16 protein-coding genes are annotated in these 13,340 nt (G+C 59.8%); 6 read left to right on the forward strand and 10 right to left on the reverse strand.

What is annotated here, in order from left to right; translation table 11 throughout:
* Positions 1 to 10: 10 nt before the first annotated feature.
* From AC097W_RS16945 to AC097W_RS16960, 4 genes are read left to right on the forward strand one after another with little or no spacing between them, the layout of a single operon-like run.
* Entirely contained in the window at positions 11 to 1,030 is a 1,020-nt protein-coding gene (locus tag AC097W_RS16945) for a formylglycine-generating enzyme family protein (protein ID WP_479603800.1), read from the forward strand.
* Positions 1,031 to 1,090: 60 nt separating this feature from the next.
* On the forward strand, positions 1,091 to 2,593 hold the full coding sequence (locus AC097W_RS16950; RefSeq protein ID WP_479603801.1) for a WS/DGAT/MGAT family O-acyltransferase: 1,503 nt from the start codon (positions 1,091 to 1,093) through the stop codon (positions 2,591 to 2,593).
* Positions 2,594 to 2,650: 57 nt separating this feature from the next.
* Positions 2,651 to 3,244, forward strand: coding sequence for a chromate transporter (locus AC097W_RS16955; RefSeq protein WP_479603802.1), 594 nt, complete (start codon positions 2,651 to 2,653; stop codon positions 3,242 to 3,244).
* Positions 3,244 to 3,837: a chromate transporter gene (locus AC097W_RS16960; RefSeq protein ID WP_479603869.1), complete on the forward strand. Its 594-nt coding sequence runs from the start codon at positions 3,244 to 3,246 to the stop codon at positions 3,835 to 3,837. The genes AC097W_RS16955 and AC097W_RS16960 overlap by 1 nt, the downstream gene beginning before the upstream one ends.
* Before the next feature lie 12 nt (positions 3,838 to 3,849).
* Here AC097W_RS16960 and AC097W_RS16965 read toward each other — a convergent pair whose 3' ends face one another.
* The 3 genes from AC097W_RS16965 to AC097W_RS16975 form a co-directional block, all read right to left on the reverse strand.
* A complete protein-coding gene (locus AC097W_RS16965) occupies positions 3,850 to 4,392 on the reverse strand; it encodes a hypothetical protein (RefSeq protein WP_479603803.1) in 543 nt (180 codons plus the stop codon).
* Positions 4,367 to 5,134, reverse strand: coding sequence for a 23S rRNA (guanosine(2251)-2'-O)-methyltransferase RlmB (gene rlmB / locus AC097W_RS16970; RefSeq protein ID WP_479603804.1), 768 nt, complete (start codon positions 5,132 to 5,134; stop codon positions 4,367 to 4,369). Before rlmB ends, AC097W_RS16965 begins: the two co-directional genes overlap by 26 nt.
* Before the next feature lie 84 nt (positions 5,135 to 5,218).
* Positions 5,219 to 5,905 (reverse strand): ABC transporter ATP-binding protein, encoded by a 687-nt coding sequence (locus tag AC097W_RS16975; RefSeq protein WP_479603805.1) that lies wholly within the window; start codon positions 5,903 to 5,905, stop codon positions 5,219 to 5,221.
* Here AC097W_RS16975 and AC097W_RS16980 point away from each other — a divergent pair.
* Positions 5,904 to 6,560, forward strand: a complete 657-nt coding sequence (locus AC097W_RS16980) for an arylesterase (RefSeq protein ID WP_479603806.1) — start codon at positions 5,904 to 5,906, stop codon at positions 6,558 to 6,560. The genes AC097W_RS16975 and AC097W_RS16980 overlap by 2 nt on opposite strands.
* Complete coding sequence (mnmH, locus tag AC097W_RS16985) at positions 6,557 to 7,627, forward strand: tRNA 2-selenouridine(34) synthase MnmH (RefSeq protein ID WP_479603807.1); 1,071 nt, start codon at positions 6,557 to 6,559, stop codon at positions 7,625 to 7,627. Before AC097W_RS16980 ends, mnmH begins: the two co-directional genes overlap by 4 nt.
* A gap of 17 nt (positions 7,628 to 7,644) precedes the next feature.
* On the opposite strand, the gene AC097W_RS16990 is transcribed toward mnmH, so the two are convergent.
* From AC097W_RS16990 to AC097W_RS17020, 7 genes are all read right to left on the reverse strand, one after another.
* Entirely contained in the window at positions 7,645 to 7,821 is a 177-nt protein-coding gene (locus tag AC097W_RS16990; protein ID WP_479603808.1) for a hypothetical protein, read from the reverse strand.
* Between the two features lie 35 nt (positions 7,822 to 7,856).
* Positions 7,857 to 8,684: a DUF2189 domain-containing protein gene (locus tag AC097W_RS16995; protein WP_479603809.1), complete on the reverse strand. Its 828-nt coding sequence runs from the start codon at positions 8,682 to 8,684 to the stop codon at positions 7,857 to 7,859.
* Between the two features lie 52 nt (positions 8,685 to 8,736).
* Positions 8,737 to 9,930, reverse strand: coding sequence for an aminotransferase class I/II-fold pyridoxal phosphate-dependent enzyme (locus tag AC097W_RS17000; protein ID WP_479603810.1), 1,194 nt, complete (start codon positions 9,928 to 9,930; stop codon positions 8,737 to 8,739).
* A 15-nt stretch (positions 9,931 to 9,945) separates the two neighbouring features.
* On the reverse strand, positions 9,946 to 10,470 hold the full coding sequence (locus AC097W_RS17005) for a phosphoribosyltransferase (RefSeq protein WP_479603811.1): 525 nt from the start codon (positions 10,468 to 10,470) through the stop codon (positions 9,946 to 9,948).
* Positions 10,471 to 10,554: 84 nt separating this feature from the next.
* A complete protein-coding gene (locus AC097W_RS17010) occupies positions 10,555 to 11,931 on the reverse strand; it encodes an adenylosuccinate synthase (RefSeq protein ID WP_479603812.1) in 1,377 nt (458 codons plus the stop codon).
* Positions 11,932 to 11,942: 11 nt separating this feature from the next.
* Positions 11,943 to 13,091: an ATP phosphoribosyltransferase regulatory subunit gene (locus tag AC097W_RS17015; protein WP_479603813.1), complete on the reverse strand. Its 1,149-nt coding sequence runs from the start codon at positions 13,089 to 13,091 to the stop codon at positions 11,943 to 11,945.
* Between the two features lie 54 nt (positions 13,092 to 13,145).
* Positions 13,146 to 13,337: a DUF2065 domain-containing protein gene (locus tag AC097W_RS17020; protein WP_479603814.1), complete on the reverse strand. Its 192-nt coding sequence runs from the start codon at positions 13,335 to 13,337 to the stop codon at positions 13,146 to 13,148.
* Positions 13,338 to 13,340 lie beyond the last annotated feature (3 nt).

Below are 13,340 nucleotides of genomic sequence, written 5' to 3' on the forward strand. Positions count from 1 at the left end.
ACTGTTCAACATGAATATTCGCCGGTTGGCCCTCTTTGCAGCCTTGCTGGCCCTTCTGGCCGTTGCTGCGTGGATGGGCTTGGGTGCGCAAACATCCCGCCACACGAAGGCCGAGCGTTTGCAATGTGCGTTGCCTGCGCAAGACGCCACAGCACCCCACCCGGGCATGGCGTGGGTGCCGGGCGGAAGCTTCGCATTTGGCGACACGGCCTACCCTGAAGAACAGCCGGTTCATCCCACCCGGGTAGCCGGGTTCTGGATGGATCGCACGGAAGTCACCAATGCTGAGTTTGCAGAGTTTGTGAAGGCGACGGCGTACGTCACTGTCGCTGAGCGCGCAGTGGACACCCGGCTGCACCCCGGGCTGTCGGCCGAGATGCGCCTGCCCGGTGCCGTCGTCTTCGTCATGCCCAATGATGTGAAGGGCACTGGCAGCGTGACCCAATGGTGGCGCTACATCCCGGGTGCCAACTGGCGCCATCCCGGTGGCCCCGACACCCGCATTGACGGCCGTGGTGCATTCCCCGTGGTCACGGTCACTTTTGAAGATGCCTCCGCCTACGCAAAATGGAAAGGGCATCAACTGCCCAGCGAAGCGCAGTGGGAGTGGGCGGCACGTGCGGGCAACACCGGTGCAGCGGCCGACCATGACCAGCCCAAAGACGCCAACACGTGGCAGGGCTTGTTCCCGGTGGCGAACTCGGCTGAAGACGGATTTGTGGGCCTTGCCCCCGCAGGGTGCTACCCACCAAACACCTGGGGACTGTTTGACATGATGGGCAATGCCTGGGAGCTGACCCGCGATGCCTACACGTCCACGCATGCGGATGGCGAAGCGACAACGCCTGACCAGGTGCCACCAGACCTGCGGCCCCGTTCCAACGGGCAACGCGTCATCAAGGGAGGCTCGTTCTTGTGTGCGCCGAACTACTGCATGCGCTACCGTTCCGGGGCACGCCAACCCCAGGACGACGATCTGGGCGCGAGCCATCTGGGTTTTCGCACCGTGCTACTGGCTCCGGGCCCGTAAACTGAATAGACTGGGCTCGGGACGACCTGACCAGCAAAAAAACAAGAGGAGGACAACACCATGCAAGCACTGAGCCCCACCGACTCCGCATTCCTGTGGATGGAAACCCGCAACCAGCCCATGCATGTGGCGGGGCTGAGCATTTACACACCGCCGCCGGGATCAAGCCATGATTTCGTCAGCAAACTGCTGGCCGATTGGGGCAGGCATCACAAGGCCGTCGCCCCTTTCAATTTGCGCCCGGTTTTGCGCTTGGGTCTGTGGTTTTGGGAGGAGGACAAAGACTTCGAGCTGGACTACCACTTGCGCCACCTTTCGTTGCCGCAACCCGGACGCATTCGGGAGCTATTGGCCATGGTGTCCCGGTTGCATGGCAACCTGCTGGACCGCAACCGCCCGCTGTGGGAAACCTATGTCATCGAAGGCCTGCCCGGAGGCCGGTTTGCCGTTTACAACAAGATCCACCACGCGCTGGTGGATGGCGTTACCGGCGGAAAAATGGCGGCCAATGGCCTGTGTCTGAATGATTCGGACCACAAACCGCCCTTGTGGGCGCTACCCTACAAGCAACACCCGACGTCCCGCCCCAAAGTGGCGTCGCCCGGGCTACTGGAGCAACTGGGCAGCGTGCTGAAAGCCGGCAAGGAAATCCTTCCGGGTGTTGGCATTGGCCTATGGGACATCGTGCGCGCGGCGGTTTCCGAGACCACGGCAGCCCTGCCCTTTCAGGCACCGCCCTCCCCCTTCAATGTGGAGATTTCAGGCTCACGGCGATTTGCGTCGCAGTCCTATTCACTGGCGCGGTTCAAACACATTGGTGAGGCCACCGGGGCCACGGTGAACGACGTCACGCTCGCCATCTGTGCTGGCGCACTGCGCGAATATCTGCTGTCGCAGAACAAATTACCCAGGAAACCGCTGGTGGCGATGGTGCCGGTTTCGCTTCATGCCGAGACGGACGCCGGAGGCAACCAGGTATCGCTGCTATTGGCGAGTCTGGCCACCAACATTGCGGACCCGCTTAAGCGCCTCCAGCGCATCGTCGAGTCCACCAAACATGCCAAAGACCGTCTGGCGGCCATGCCTCGCCTGCAAAAATGGGCCCATGGCGTCACCACGATTTCCCCACTCGCTCCTGGCATGGTCACGGGCATGGCAGAACAGCACCCGGTGTTCAACCTGGTGATCTCCAACGTACCGGGGCCCCGGGAGACCCTCTACCTCAATGGCGCACGGCTGGATGAGGTTTATCCGGTATCCATCCCCACCCACTATCTGGCGCTGAACATCACCATCAGTGGCTATGGTGACCGGCTGGGCTTTGGCTACATTGCCTGCCGCCGATCGGTGCCGGCGTTGCAGCGCATGCTGGACTACACGCACAACGCGATCCTGGAACTGGAGGCAGCACTGGGCATTGGGGCACACCCTTCGCCGAAGGAAACGCGCAAGCCGGCGTCCAGGGTAATAAAATCAACGACGCCAAAGACGGCCACCCCAAAGGGGGCCGCCAAACGGGCGCCCAGGAAACAGCCGTCGGTTAAAACACTATCAAAACAGTAGCTGCCTGCGCATATTCCACGGGGGCTAGCGGCACAAATAACCCCTCATTTTCAGTCCATGTCATCCCAGCGCCCCCAATCCAAGACCGACCTTTTCCTCTCGTTTTCCATTTTGGCGCTGCAGGGTTTTGGGGGCGTGCTGGCCGTGGTGCAGCGTGAGTTGGTGGAAAAGAAGCAATGGCTCACCCGGGAGGAGTTTCTGGAGGACTGGGCCGTCGCCCAGATTTTGCCGGGCCCCAACGTCGTCAATCTCTCGCTGATGATTGGTGACCGCTACTTCGGTCTGCGCGGCGCGCTGACGGCGCTGGCGGGCATGTTGACGTTTCCCCTGTTGATTGTGCTGGCACTGGCCGTGCTATTTGGCGGAATCGCCGACACACCGGTGGCCCAGGGCGCCCTGCGCGGGATGGGTGCCGTAGCGGCTGGCTTGATTGCCGCTACGGGCCTCAAGCTGATGGCAGGCCTGCAGCGAAATGTCATGGGATTGTCGGTTTGCTACGCACTGGGAATCGTCAGTTTCGTGGCCATCGGGCTATTCAGGGTGCCCCTGGCCGCAGTGCTGCTGGGTGTGGGTGGCCTGGCCTGCGTCTGGGCGTACAAGCAACTGGGGAGTATTGCCCTGGCTCAGCAAACGGCCGGAGGCAGCGAATGATGGCCGGGTTTACCAGTGCCGACTGGCTGGCGCTGTTCGTACACTTTATGTCGCTCTCACTGCTGGCCATTGGCGGCGCTATCACCACGGCACCTGAAATGCACAGCTACCTGGTGAATGAAAAATCGTGGCTGACCGACAGCCAGTTCACCGCATCTGTTGCGCTGGCGCAGGCAGCGCCTGGCCCCAACGTGCTGTTTGTCGCACTGCTGGGGTGGAACGTGGGCATGAACGCCGGTGGCGGCATGGCCGCTGGCCCGCGCGCCTGGGGTATGGCCGCTACCGGGGTGCTGGTCACCATGGTTGGCATCATGTTGCCCAGCACCACCCTCACCTTTGTGGCTGCGCGCTGGGGACACAGAAACCGGGAACTGCGCGCGGTGCGCGCTTTCAAACAGGGCATGGCGCCCATTGTCATTGCCCTGCTCATTGCCACTGGCTGGATTCTGGCCGCCAGCCAGGGCAGCCCCTTGGCGCACTGGCGCGTCTGGCTGCTGACCGCCATCACCGCCGTGCTGGTGTGGCGCACGCGCATTCACATGCTGTGGTTACTGGGTGCCGGAGCGCTCTTGGGTGGCCTTGGCTGGATTTGAATGGCTGTTCATCTACCGCGTCCTGCGCATCAAGGCAAACATCGCGCATAGCAAAAACAGGACGATGCCCAGCCATTTCAACGTTGAACTGATTCCTGCAACCGCGTAAAGCGCCGCCGGACCTGGACCATTGGCCACAGTCAGGGTCCAATGCAGAAGGTTTTCAAGGGAATCGCAGCACGCCGCCAAAGGAAGGACTAGGGCCAGGAATCTTCTTGCATCAGGTGAAAACGGCGCGAACAAAGCCGTCGTGGTGGACAACCCATAGCCCAGAGCGCCATAGCACAGCAGCAAAACGCCATCGACCGGCAGATGCGCCCGGTAGTGCGCCACGCCCTCGGGACCCCACGCGTCCAAAACAGCCTGGAAGGCGACCGGGCTGAACGTGAACTGCAGCGTCACGATGTTGGGATTCAGAGGCGCCAGGTAGACGCCCAGGCCCACGAACAGGGCCAGGGTGACGATGCCGAGTGTCCAGTTGGCCTTGGCCATCGCGGCAAGTTGCGGATTGATTTCGGGTTGACGACTGTCAGAGACGCTGGCGCAGTGCCTCATAGAGGCAAATGCCGCTCGCCACCGACACATTCAGACTCTCAACTGCGCCATGCATCGGAATGCTCACCAATTGGTCACAGGTTTTTGCGGTCAGCTGGCGCATGCCGTCACCCTCTGCGCCCAGCACCAGCGCAACCGGCCCTTTCAGGTCGGCCTGGTACAAAGTGCCCGGTGCCGCGTCGCTGGTGCCAATGATCCAGATGTTGCGCTCTTTGAGTTCATTCAAGGTACGCGCCAGGTTGGTCACCATGAAGTACGGCACGGTCTCGGCCGCACCGCTGGCTACTTTGGCCACAGTGGCGTTGATACCCGCCGCATGGTCTTTGGGGGCAATCACGGCATGCGCCCCAGCGCCATCGGCCACGCGCAGGCACGCACCCAGGTTGTGCGGATCGGTCACCCCATCCAGTACCAGAATCAGGGGCTGTACACGCTCGGCAACCGGCAAAGCCAGATTGGCGGCCTCCAGGTTTTCCAGCAGTTCGTCCAGCGAATGAATCTGCTCCAGCGCATGGACGCGCGCTGCCACGCCCTGGTGCCCGTGGCCGCCACACATTTTGGAAAGCCGCTCGCCATCGCTTTCGATCAGCCGAACACCCGACTCATTGGCCTTGTCCAGGAACTGCCGCATGCGCGCGTCGCGCCGGCTGGGCTCGTAGTAGATTTCGATAATGGATTGAGGCGCGGTTTTGAGACGCACGGCCAGGGCATGGAAGCCGAATAAAACTTTGGGTGAAGACATGCCGTGATTATCGCGGGTTAGCATCCGCTATCAAAAAAGGAGCTGCCTGCGCATATTCCTCGGGGGCTACAGGCCCATATCGCTTTAAACCTCGGCCAAAGAATCCACCAGTTTCCCGGCTTCAATGGTAATGCGCCGGTCGCATCGGGCCGCGATGGCGCGGTCGTGGGTGACCAGCACCAGCGTCGTGCCCTGCTCGCGGTTCAGCTCGAACATCAACTCCATTATTTTTTCACCCGTGGCAAAGTCCAGGCTGCCCGTGGGCTCGTCCGCCAGCAAGACGGCGGGGTGCACCACAAAGGCACGGGCCAGGGCCACGCGCTGCTGCTCACCTCCACTGAGTACCTTGGGATAGGCCATCAAGCGCTGGGACAGCCCCACCCGCGCCAGCATCTCCGTGGCGGCTTTGCGGGCGTCTTTGCGGCCATCCAGCTCCAGCGGCAGCATCACGTTTTCCAGCGCAGTCAAATTGCCCAGCAGCTGAAAGCTCTGAAACACAAAGCCCACCTTGCTGGCCCGCAGTGCAGCCCGGTCGTCCTCGTCCATTGCGAACAAATCGACCCCTGCCAGCCGCACCGTGCCGGAAGTGGGCGTGTCGAGTCCGGCAATGATGGACAGCAATGTGCTCTTGCCAGACCCTGAGGCGCCGACGATGGCAGCCGTCTCTTTCGCTTTTAGCGCAAAATCGATGTCGAGCAGAATCTGCAATGTGCCGGTGGAGTCGGTAACCGACTTGCACACGTGCTCAACGGAAATAATGGAATCAGTCATGGGGCCTTCTTTGAATCGACGACACTTTATCGCGCTTGGCGTTTGGGCTGCTTCGGCAGGGCTTTCAACCGCCCAGTCCGCCACACCCAAACCGCACACTCCCACACTGCTGGTCGTGGGAGACTCTCTCAGCGCCGAGTATGGCCTCAAACGCGGTACCGGATGGGTCGCCTTGATGGAGCAGCGACTGGCCCAGGAAAAAATCACGGCCCATGTCGTCAATGCCAGCATCAGTGGCGATACGACGTCAGGCGGGCGCTCCCGTCTCCCGGCACTGCTGACCCAGCATAAACCCACCGTCGTCATCATCGAACTGGGCGGCAACGATGCCCTGCGCGGACTGCCTTTGCAGATGACGCAGGAAAACCTGCAGGCCATGGCCCGAATGGCGCAGGCCGCAGGGGCCAAAGTCATGCTGATAGGCATGCAGGTGCCGCCCAATTACGGGCAAGACTATGCTCAAAAATTTGCAGCCACCTTTGCTACCGTCGCCAAAGCGGGCAAGGCGACTCTGGTGCCGTTTCTGCTGAAGGACGTGGCCGATGGCCCCAATGCCGCGCAACTCTTTCAGAACGACCGCATTCACCCCAATGAAGCGGCGCACCCCCTGATCCTCAACAATGTGTGGCCCACCGTGAAGAAACTGATTGCATGAGCCTGACCATTCTGAGCGCGCCCGACGTACTGGCGCAACTGAACACCTTTGACACGATCATCGATGCCCGAAGCGAGGGTGAGTTCGCTGAAGACCACCTTCCAGGGGCAGTGAACTGGCCCACGCTCAACGATGAAGAGCGCAAGCTGATTGGCACCATGTATGTGCAAGTCAACCAGTTTGAAGCCAAAAAGCGCGGGGCGGCCCTTGCTGCGCGCAATATTTCCATGCACATCGAACGCGATGTCATTGACAAACCGCGCGACTGGAAACCCCTGGCCTATTGCTGGCGAGGCGGCAAGCGCAGCGGGTCACTGTCATTGGTCCTGGACCAGATTGGCTTTCGCGTCACTCTGGTCGAGGGCGGTTACAAGGCCTTTCGTGCCGCTGTGTTGCTGGATATTCCGCTGCAGGTCGCCCGACTGGATTTTCAGGTCGTTTGCGGCACCACAGGCTCGGGCAAGACCCGCCTACTGCAGGCTCTTGCAGGGCATGGCGCGCAGGTGCTGGACCTGGAGGCGCTGGCCAACCACCGCAGTTCGGTTCTGGGCGCTATTCCCGGCGTACCGCAGCCAAGCCAAAAGCGCTTTGATATGTTGGTGTGGGATGCATTGCGCCAGTTCGACCCGTCGCGCCCCGTTTTCATCGAAAGCGAAAGCAAGAAAGTGGGTAACGTGGCAGTGCCAACGGCATTGATTGACCGGATGCGGTCGAGTCCGTGCCTGGATTTGACCCTGCCCATTGAGGAACGGGTGGCCTTGCTGCTGGAAGACTACGACTTTTTTGTCAAAGACAGCGCCTACTTCTGCACTCGCCTGGATGTTTTGGCTACGTTTCGGGGCAAGGCGGTTGTGGATGCCTGGAAGGCCCAGGTCCTGGGGGGCAATGTGGACCCCGTGGTGCGGGATTTACTGACCGAGCACTACGACCCGGTATACATCCAGTCAATGAAGCGCAATTTCAGCCAGTATCCGCAAGCGCAGCCCATCACGCCAACCAACCGCTCCGCAGAGGCTATGAGCCAACTGGCGCAGCAGTTGCTGTCGCCGGAACCATCGGGTGGGTGATACGGGCCGCAGGGCGATCAGGAAGCGTCTGGAGCGGGGGGGTGTAGTGAATCCGGATTTTGGCCATCTTCAGGGGCGCCGTCTTCAGGACCATGGGTCTTGCGCTCATTTTTTTCTTTGAGTTTGTCTTCTTTCTTGCGTTTTTTCGCCAGTTCTTTCTGACGTTTTTCGTATCCGTAATTGGGTGTTGCCAAGGTTTGCTTTCAGTAGTTGCTGACACTTTACCACCTCAGGCCTGCTCTTCTGCCTTGTCGGGATGCCAATGCACCGCGCCGCGGTAGGCATGCCAGCTTGCGTGGCCCAGCAGTGGCCCCACGAGCAGCAAACCAGCCCCCCATGGCAGCAGCAAGGCGACGACTACCAGTGCCGCAATCAGGGCACCCCACAACAACATCACAAAGGTGTTGTGAAACACCACCTCAATGCTGGTGATGGCGGCTGAAATGGCATCGGTATCCCGATCCAGGATCATGGGAATGGACACGACCGAAATAGAAAATACCAGAGCGGCAAACCCGCCACCTACGATGGCGTACGCCGCCACAAACTCCCAATTCTCGGGATTGAATACCGCCTGCATCACGCTGGAGGTGGACGGCATGCCGGTATTGAAAAATACCGCAAAAACAATCAGTGACGCCCTGCCCCACAGCAACTCCAGCACGATGAGCACCAGCACCAGCATGCCCATGCTGCGCAAATGGGACTCCCAGCAGGTCAGCGATGCTCCCAACTCAGGCGTGATACCCAGTTCACGACGCCGACTCACTTCATAGAGCCCCATCGCGAGAAACGGGCCGATCAGCAGGCAGCCAGACGCAATGGACATGGTGTATTCCGGCCTGGACCGGAATACTGCACCCAAGACCAATGCCATAAACCAGAAGGAAAATCCGTAAAACGCACTGATACCCGGTTGAGCGCGCATGTCGCGCCAGCCGGCGGCAAGCCAGTTCAGCAGGTGGACAGGGCGCAGGGGCAGTATTTCCTTGGGTGGTGCGTCGGAAGGAGGCGGTACGTAGGGCGGTGGTTCTTGCGTGGGAAATGGTTGACTCATGCCAACAGACTAGCGCGCACTTCCTGCGCTGGCTATTCAGGAAAACACGGGGTCAGCGCAAAAACTTCAATGCCCGCGCCAAATCGGCACGCAAATCCTCAAACGCTTCAAGGCCGACGGCAAAACGCACGAGTGTGCCCTTCGCAATATGGTTGGGCCAACCGCTACGCATGGTCGCCAGATCATAGGGAACCACCAGACTGACGGGGCCAGCCCAGCTGTAACCCAAACGGAATAACTTAAGCGCATCACAAAACGCATCCGTCTGCGCCTGACTGAAGCGCGCATCCAGGACGACGCTGAAAAGGCCGGCCGCACCGACGCAAAGTGCCTTCCAATGCTCATGCCCCGGTGAACCCGTCAGGGCGGGATGCAATACCTGTACGAACTCCGGCTGTGCCTGGCACCACAGTGCCAGCGCCCGCGCCGTCTCATCGTGTGCCCGGTACCGTAAGGCCATGCTGGGCAAGCTCCTGAGCACCGCCTCTGCATCATTGGCACCCACACCCAAACCCAAGCGCATATGCGTCAGCTTGAGGCGCAAATGCAAACCCGGATCGCGCGTGATGACGCTGCCCATAAGCACATCGCCACCGCCACTGGGGTATTTGGTCAGGGCGTGTGCAGAAATATCTACTCCCAAGCCCGGATCAGTTACCGGCAGCAGGTCAAAAGGCTTGAAGGCCAGCCCGGCGCCCCACGTATTGTCTATTGCCACCAAAACGTTGTTGGCCTTGCAGATGCGCACCAATGCGGGCAGGTCGGGAAACTCCTGTGTCACTGACCCAGCCGCTTCCACCCACACCAACCGGGTACGGCTGGACATTTTGGCCTGGAGGTCCAGCGCATCCATCGGGTCATAGTATTGGTGGGTGATGCCCCAATCCTTGAGTTCCCCTTCCGCCAGGGCTTTGTTCGGGCCATATGCGTTGTCAGGCATCAGGACTTCGTCACCCGACTTGAGCACAGACAGCGCCACCAGCGCGAGGGCGGCCAGGCCACTGGGCACCAGAAGGCATTGTTGGCCCCCTTCCAGCGTGCACAGGCGCTCCTCCAGCGCGTAAGTGGTGGGCGTTCCATGAAGGCCGTAGGTGTACGCCGACTTGTCCTTCCATTCGCGGCTGCGCATGGCTGCGACGGATGGAAAGAACACCGTTGAGGCCTTGAAGACGCCCGGCTGGGGCGCCTCGAATCCCTCAGGAGGAACGTAGGCGTGGTGGATCAGTTCGGTGGTGAGGTGCGCCATGGCAAACCGGACGCGTCAGACGCTCCACTTTTTGATGAGCTGTTCAGGCCGCATGGAGTCGTAACTCTCAAAGGGCTGGTGGATCCAGGGGTTGGTGGGCAAAAACTCCACGGCGTAATCGGGTGTGAACGTGGACAGTGCCTTGGTCCAGATGACTGCGCTACGCAATTCCGTGATGGGTGCGTAGTTGTTCTTGAGCATGTTGATAACCGCGTTCAGGGTGTGCCCGGAATCAGCAAGGTCATCCACCAACAGAACCTTACCGGCAATCTCGCCCTTGGGGGTGGTGATGAAACGGGCAATGTCCAAGTTGCCCTGCACGGTACCCGCGTCCGATCGGTACGAACTGGTCGACATGATTGCCAACGGCTTGCCAAACACCCGCGACAAGATGTCGCCAGGGCGCATGCCCCCGCGTGCCAGACACAGGATGGTGTCAAATTCCCAACCCGACTGGTGAATCTTGATCGCCAGTTTTTCGATCAGATTGTGGTACTCGTCATAGCTCACGTAAAGGTGCTTGCCGTCTTCTGTCAACATCTCTTTGCTCCTGATTTCATAGCTGCTTGCGCAATATCCACGTGGGCTAGAGCCCTATTTCTCTTGAAATTATCCGCTGCACTCTCAATCGGCCAGGTAGGGGTGACGCATCATGATGGTGTGATCCCGATCCGGACTGGTGGACACCATGTGAATGGGTACGCCGGTAACCTGCTCGATACGCTGCAAATACAACCGGGCGGCCACAGGCAGACGGTCATACTGTGTGACACCCACGGTGCTGTCACTCCAGCCATCCATCACTTCATAGATAGGCTTGCAACGCTCAATGTCGTCCGCGCCCATGGGCAGAATGTCAAGAATTTCACCATCCATTTCGTAGCCCGTGCAAAGCAACAATTCCTTAAGTCCGTCCAGCACGTCCAGCTTGGTGATGCACAGGCCCGACAGGCCGTTGACCTGAGCGGAACGCTTGAGCAAGGCCGCGTCAAACCAGCCACAGCGTCGCGAGCGGCCCGTGGTGGTACCCCTCTCGGCGCCCACGGTACTCATGTGGTAACCGGGTGTGCCGGGTGTTGCCCAATCCAGTTCAGTAGGGAACGGTCCGCCGCCCACGCGCGTGCAGTAGGCTTTGGTAATGCCCAGAATGTAGTGCAGCATGCCAGGGCCAACGCCCGATCCAGCAGCTGCGTTGCCTGCCACGCAATTGCTGGAGGTGACATACGGGTAGGTTCCGTGGTCCACATCAAGCAATGTGCCTTGCGCACCCTCAAACAGCAGGTTGGCACCTTTGTCATGGGCCTCATTCAGTTCACGGGACACGTCAGCAATCATGGGCTTGAGCAGCTCTGCATGCTGCATCGCTTGTGTGTACACGGCATCAAACTGCACACTGCCATTGGACATGAAGGGCGCAAGGGCCTCACCAAAATCAAAGTCTGCCGAACCAAGATACGTGGTGAGTACGTGGTTGTGCAGATCAAGCAGTATCTGCAGCTTGGCAGCGAAGCGCTCAGGATGCTTCAAGTCCTGCACCCGCAAGGCACGGCGTGCAATTTTGTCCTCGTAAGCAGGGCCGATGCCGCGACCCGTTGTTCCGATTTTTGCATCACCACCTTTTTCACGGGCTGCTTCCCGCGCTTGATCCAGCGCAGCGTGAAAAGGCAGGATCAACGGACAGGCTTCGCTGATGCGCAAACGCGAGCGTACTTCCACGCCGACCTTTTCCAGACCTTCAATTTCTTCAAACAACTTGGCAGCCGACAACACGACTCCATTGCCGATATAGCACTTGACACCCGGGCGCATGATGCCGCTTGGGATCAAATGCAACGCAGTTTTGACACCATTAATAACCAGCGTGTGGCCGGCATTGTGACCGCCTTGAAAGCGCACCACGCCTTGGGAGCTTTCGGTGAGCCAATCGACCAGCTTGCCCTTGCCCTCGTCACCCCACTGGGTACCCACGACGACAACGTTACGACCTTTGGTTGCATTCATTTGGAAATTTCTCAGATAGCTGTAACAACCCACTGCCCCGCCGCCTGAAGCAGCTCGCGGTCGCAATGGAACTCATCAACTTGACTCTCATGGCCCGGCAGCACACACACCACGGTTTCGCCTTGACGGCGCAAAGAGGCGATCACGGCACGCAAATCAGCGCCCTCACCCCAAGGCGCACGAATTGCAGCCCGCAGGGGACGATTGCCCGCAACCGCGGTCAGAGACTTGATATCCAGGCTAAATCCGACAGCTGGGCGCTTGCGCCCGAATACCAGACCCACTTCATCGTAACGTCCGCCGCGCGCCAGAGCATTGCTGGCCCCTGGCGCATACATGGAAAACATGGCACCGCTGTAGTAGGCGTAACCGCGCAAATCCGCCAGATCAAAAGAAACGCCCGCGCCATCAAGATGGCTCGCCAGCCACTTCAGGTGCGTCAAAGCGTCATCGATAGCGGGCAATGCGGGCAATACGCGTCGGGCTTCCTGGAGGACATCGACATCGCCATACAGTTGCACCAAATCCTGCAAGGCCTGGGCTGTCGCGACCGGTGCATCGCGGGTTAGCCATTTGAGTTCACTGGCATCCTTGGCAGCCAGCGCAGCGTGAATCAGCGCCAGTTGGGACGCGTCCAGCGACAAATCCTTCAGCAAGGCGTGAACAATCCGCGCATCGGCCATATCCACCTTGATGGAGCCTACCTGTGCAACTTTCAGGGAGTCCAACGCCAGCGTCAGAATCTCCAGATCGGCTTCAAGCCCGGTATGCCCATAGAGCTCGGCGCCAAATTGCAGCGGTTCGCGTGTCGCATGGGGTCCACTGGGCCGCGTATGCAGCACGGGACCGCAGTAGCAGAGGCGCGTGACGCCTTCGCGGTTCAGCAGATGTGCATCAATGCGGGCAACTTGTGGCGTACTGTCGGCTCGCAGACCCATCATGCGACCGGAAAGTTGGTCGACCAGTTTGAAGGTTTGCAGATCCAGCGCTTCGCCGGTGCCCGACAGCAGTGACTCGAGGTGCTCCAGCAATGGCGGCATGACCAATTCATAGCCATAGCAGCGAGCCATGTCCAGCAGGTCTCTACGTATTTCTTCGATGTGGCGCGCCTCGGAGGGCAGCACATCGGCAATGTAATCCGGAAGGACCCAAGCTGACATGTGAAAAGGGCAGGCTATTAAAACCGTGATTTTACCGGGCTTGCACCCTTCTTTTCAGGGTGCAAGCAACCAAATCAGCAGCAAACCGATCAATATGCTGAACATGGCAAAGAACCGGATCTGCCCATCCGTCAGTTGCAGCAGTTGGGCAAACATCTTGCGCCACCCCGAGGGAGACACAAAAGGGAACAACCCTTCAATCACCAGCACCAGGGCCAGCGCCAGCCACACGGAATCGAAGTCCAACGC

It is taken from the genome of Rhodoferax sp. GT1R46 (assembly GCF_056521285.1).

What these genes read in the sequence shown, in the direction of transcription:
- AC097W_RS16945 (WP_479603800.1), top strand. Translation starts at nt 11, where the DNA reads ATGAATATTCGCCGGTTGGCCCTCTTTGCAGCCTTGCTGGCCCTTCTG.
- AC097W_RS16950 (WP_479603801.1), top strand. Translation starts at nt 1,091, where the DNA reads ATGCAAGCACTGAGCCCCACCGACTCCGCATTCCTGTGGATGGAAACC.
- AC097W_RS16955 (WP_479603802.1), top strand. Translation starts at nt 2,651, where the DNA reads ATGTCATCCCAGCGCCCCCAATCCAAGACCGACCTTTTCCTCTCGTTT.
- AC097W_RS16960 (WP_479603869.1), top strand. Translation starts at nt 3,244, where the DNA reads ATGGCCGGGTTTACCAGTGCCGACTGGCTGGCGCTGTTCGTACACTTT.
- AC097W_RS16965 (WP_479603803.1), bottom strand. Translation starts at nt 4,392, where the DNA reads ATGAGGCACTGCGCCAGCGTCTCTGACAGTCGTCAACCCGAAATCAAT.
- rlmB (WP_479603804.1), bottom strand. Translation starts at nt 5,134, where the DNA reads ATGTCTTCACCCAAAGTTTTATTCGGCTTCCATGCCCTGGCCGTGCGT.
- AC097W_RS16980 (WP_479603806.1), top strand. Translation starts at nt 5,904, where the DNA reads ATGGGGCCTTCTTTGAATCGACGACACTTTATCGCGCTTGGCGTTTGG.
- AC097W_RS16975 (WP_479603805.1), bottom strand. Translation starts at nt 5,905, where the DNA reads ATGACTGATTCCATTATTTCCGTTGAGCACGTGTGCAAGTCGGTTACC.
- mnmH (WP_479603807.1), top strand. Translation starts at nt 6,557, where the DNA reads ATGAGCCTGACCATTCTGAGCGCGCCCGACGTACTGGCGCAACTGAAC.
- AC097W_RS16995 (WP_479603809.1), bottom strand. Translation starts at nt 8,684, where the DNA reads ATGAGTCAACCATTTCCCACGCAAGAACCACCGCCCTACGTACCGCCT.
- AC097W_RS17000 (WP_479603810.1), bottom strand. Translation starts at nt 9,930, where the DNA reads ATGGCGCACCTCACCACCGAACTGATCCACCACGCCTACGTTCCTCCT.
- AC097W_RS17005 (WP_479603811.1), bottom strand. Translation starts at nt 10,470, where the DNA reads ATGTTGACAGAAGACGGCAAGCACCTTTACGTGAGCTATGACGAGTAC.
- AC097W_RS17010 (WP_479603812.1), bottom strand. Translation starts at nt 11,931, where the DNA reads ATGAATGCAACCAAAGGTCGTAACGTTGTCGTCGTGGGTACCCAGTGG.
- AC097W_RS17015 (WP_479603813.1), bottom strand. Translation starts at nt 13,091, where the DNA reads ATGTCAGCTTGGGTCCTTCCGGATTACATTGCCGATGTGCTGCCCTCC.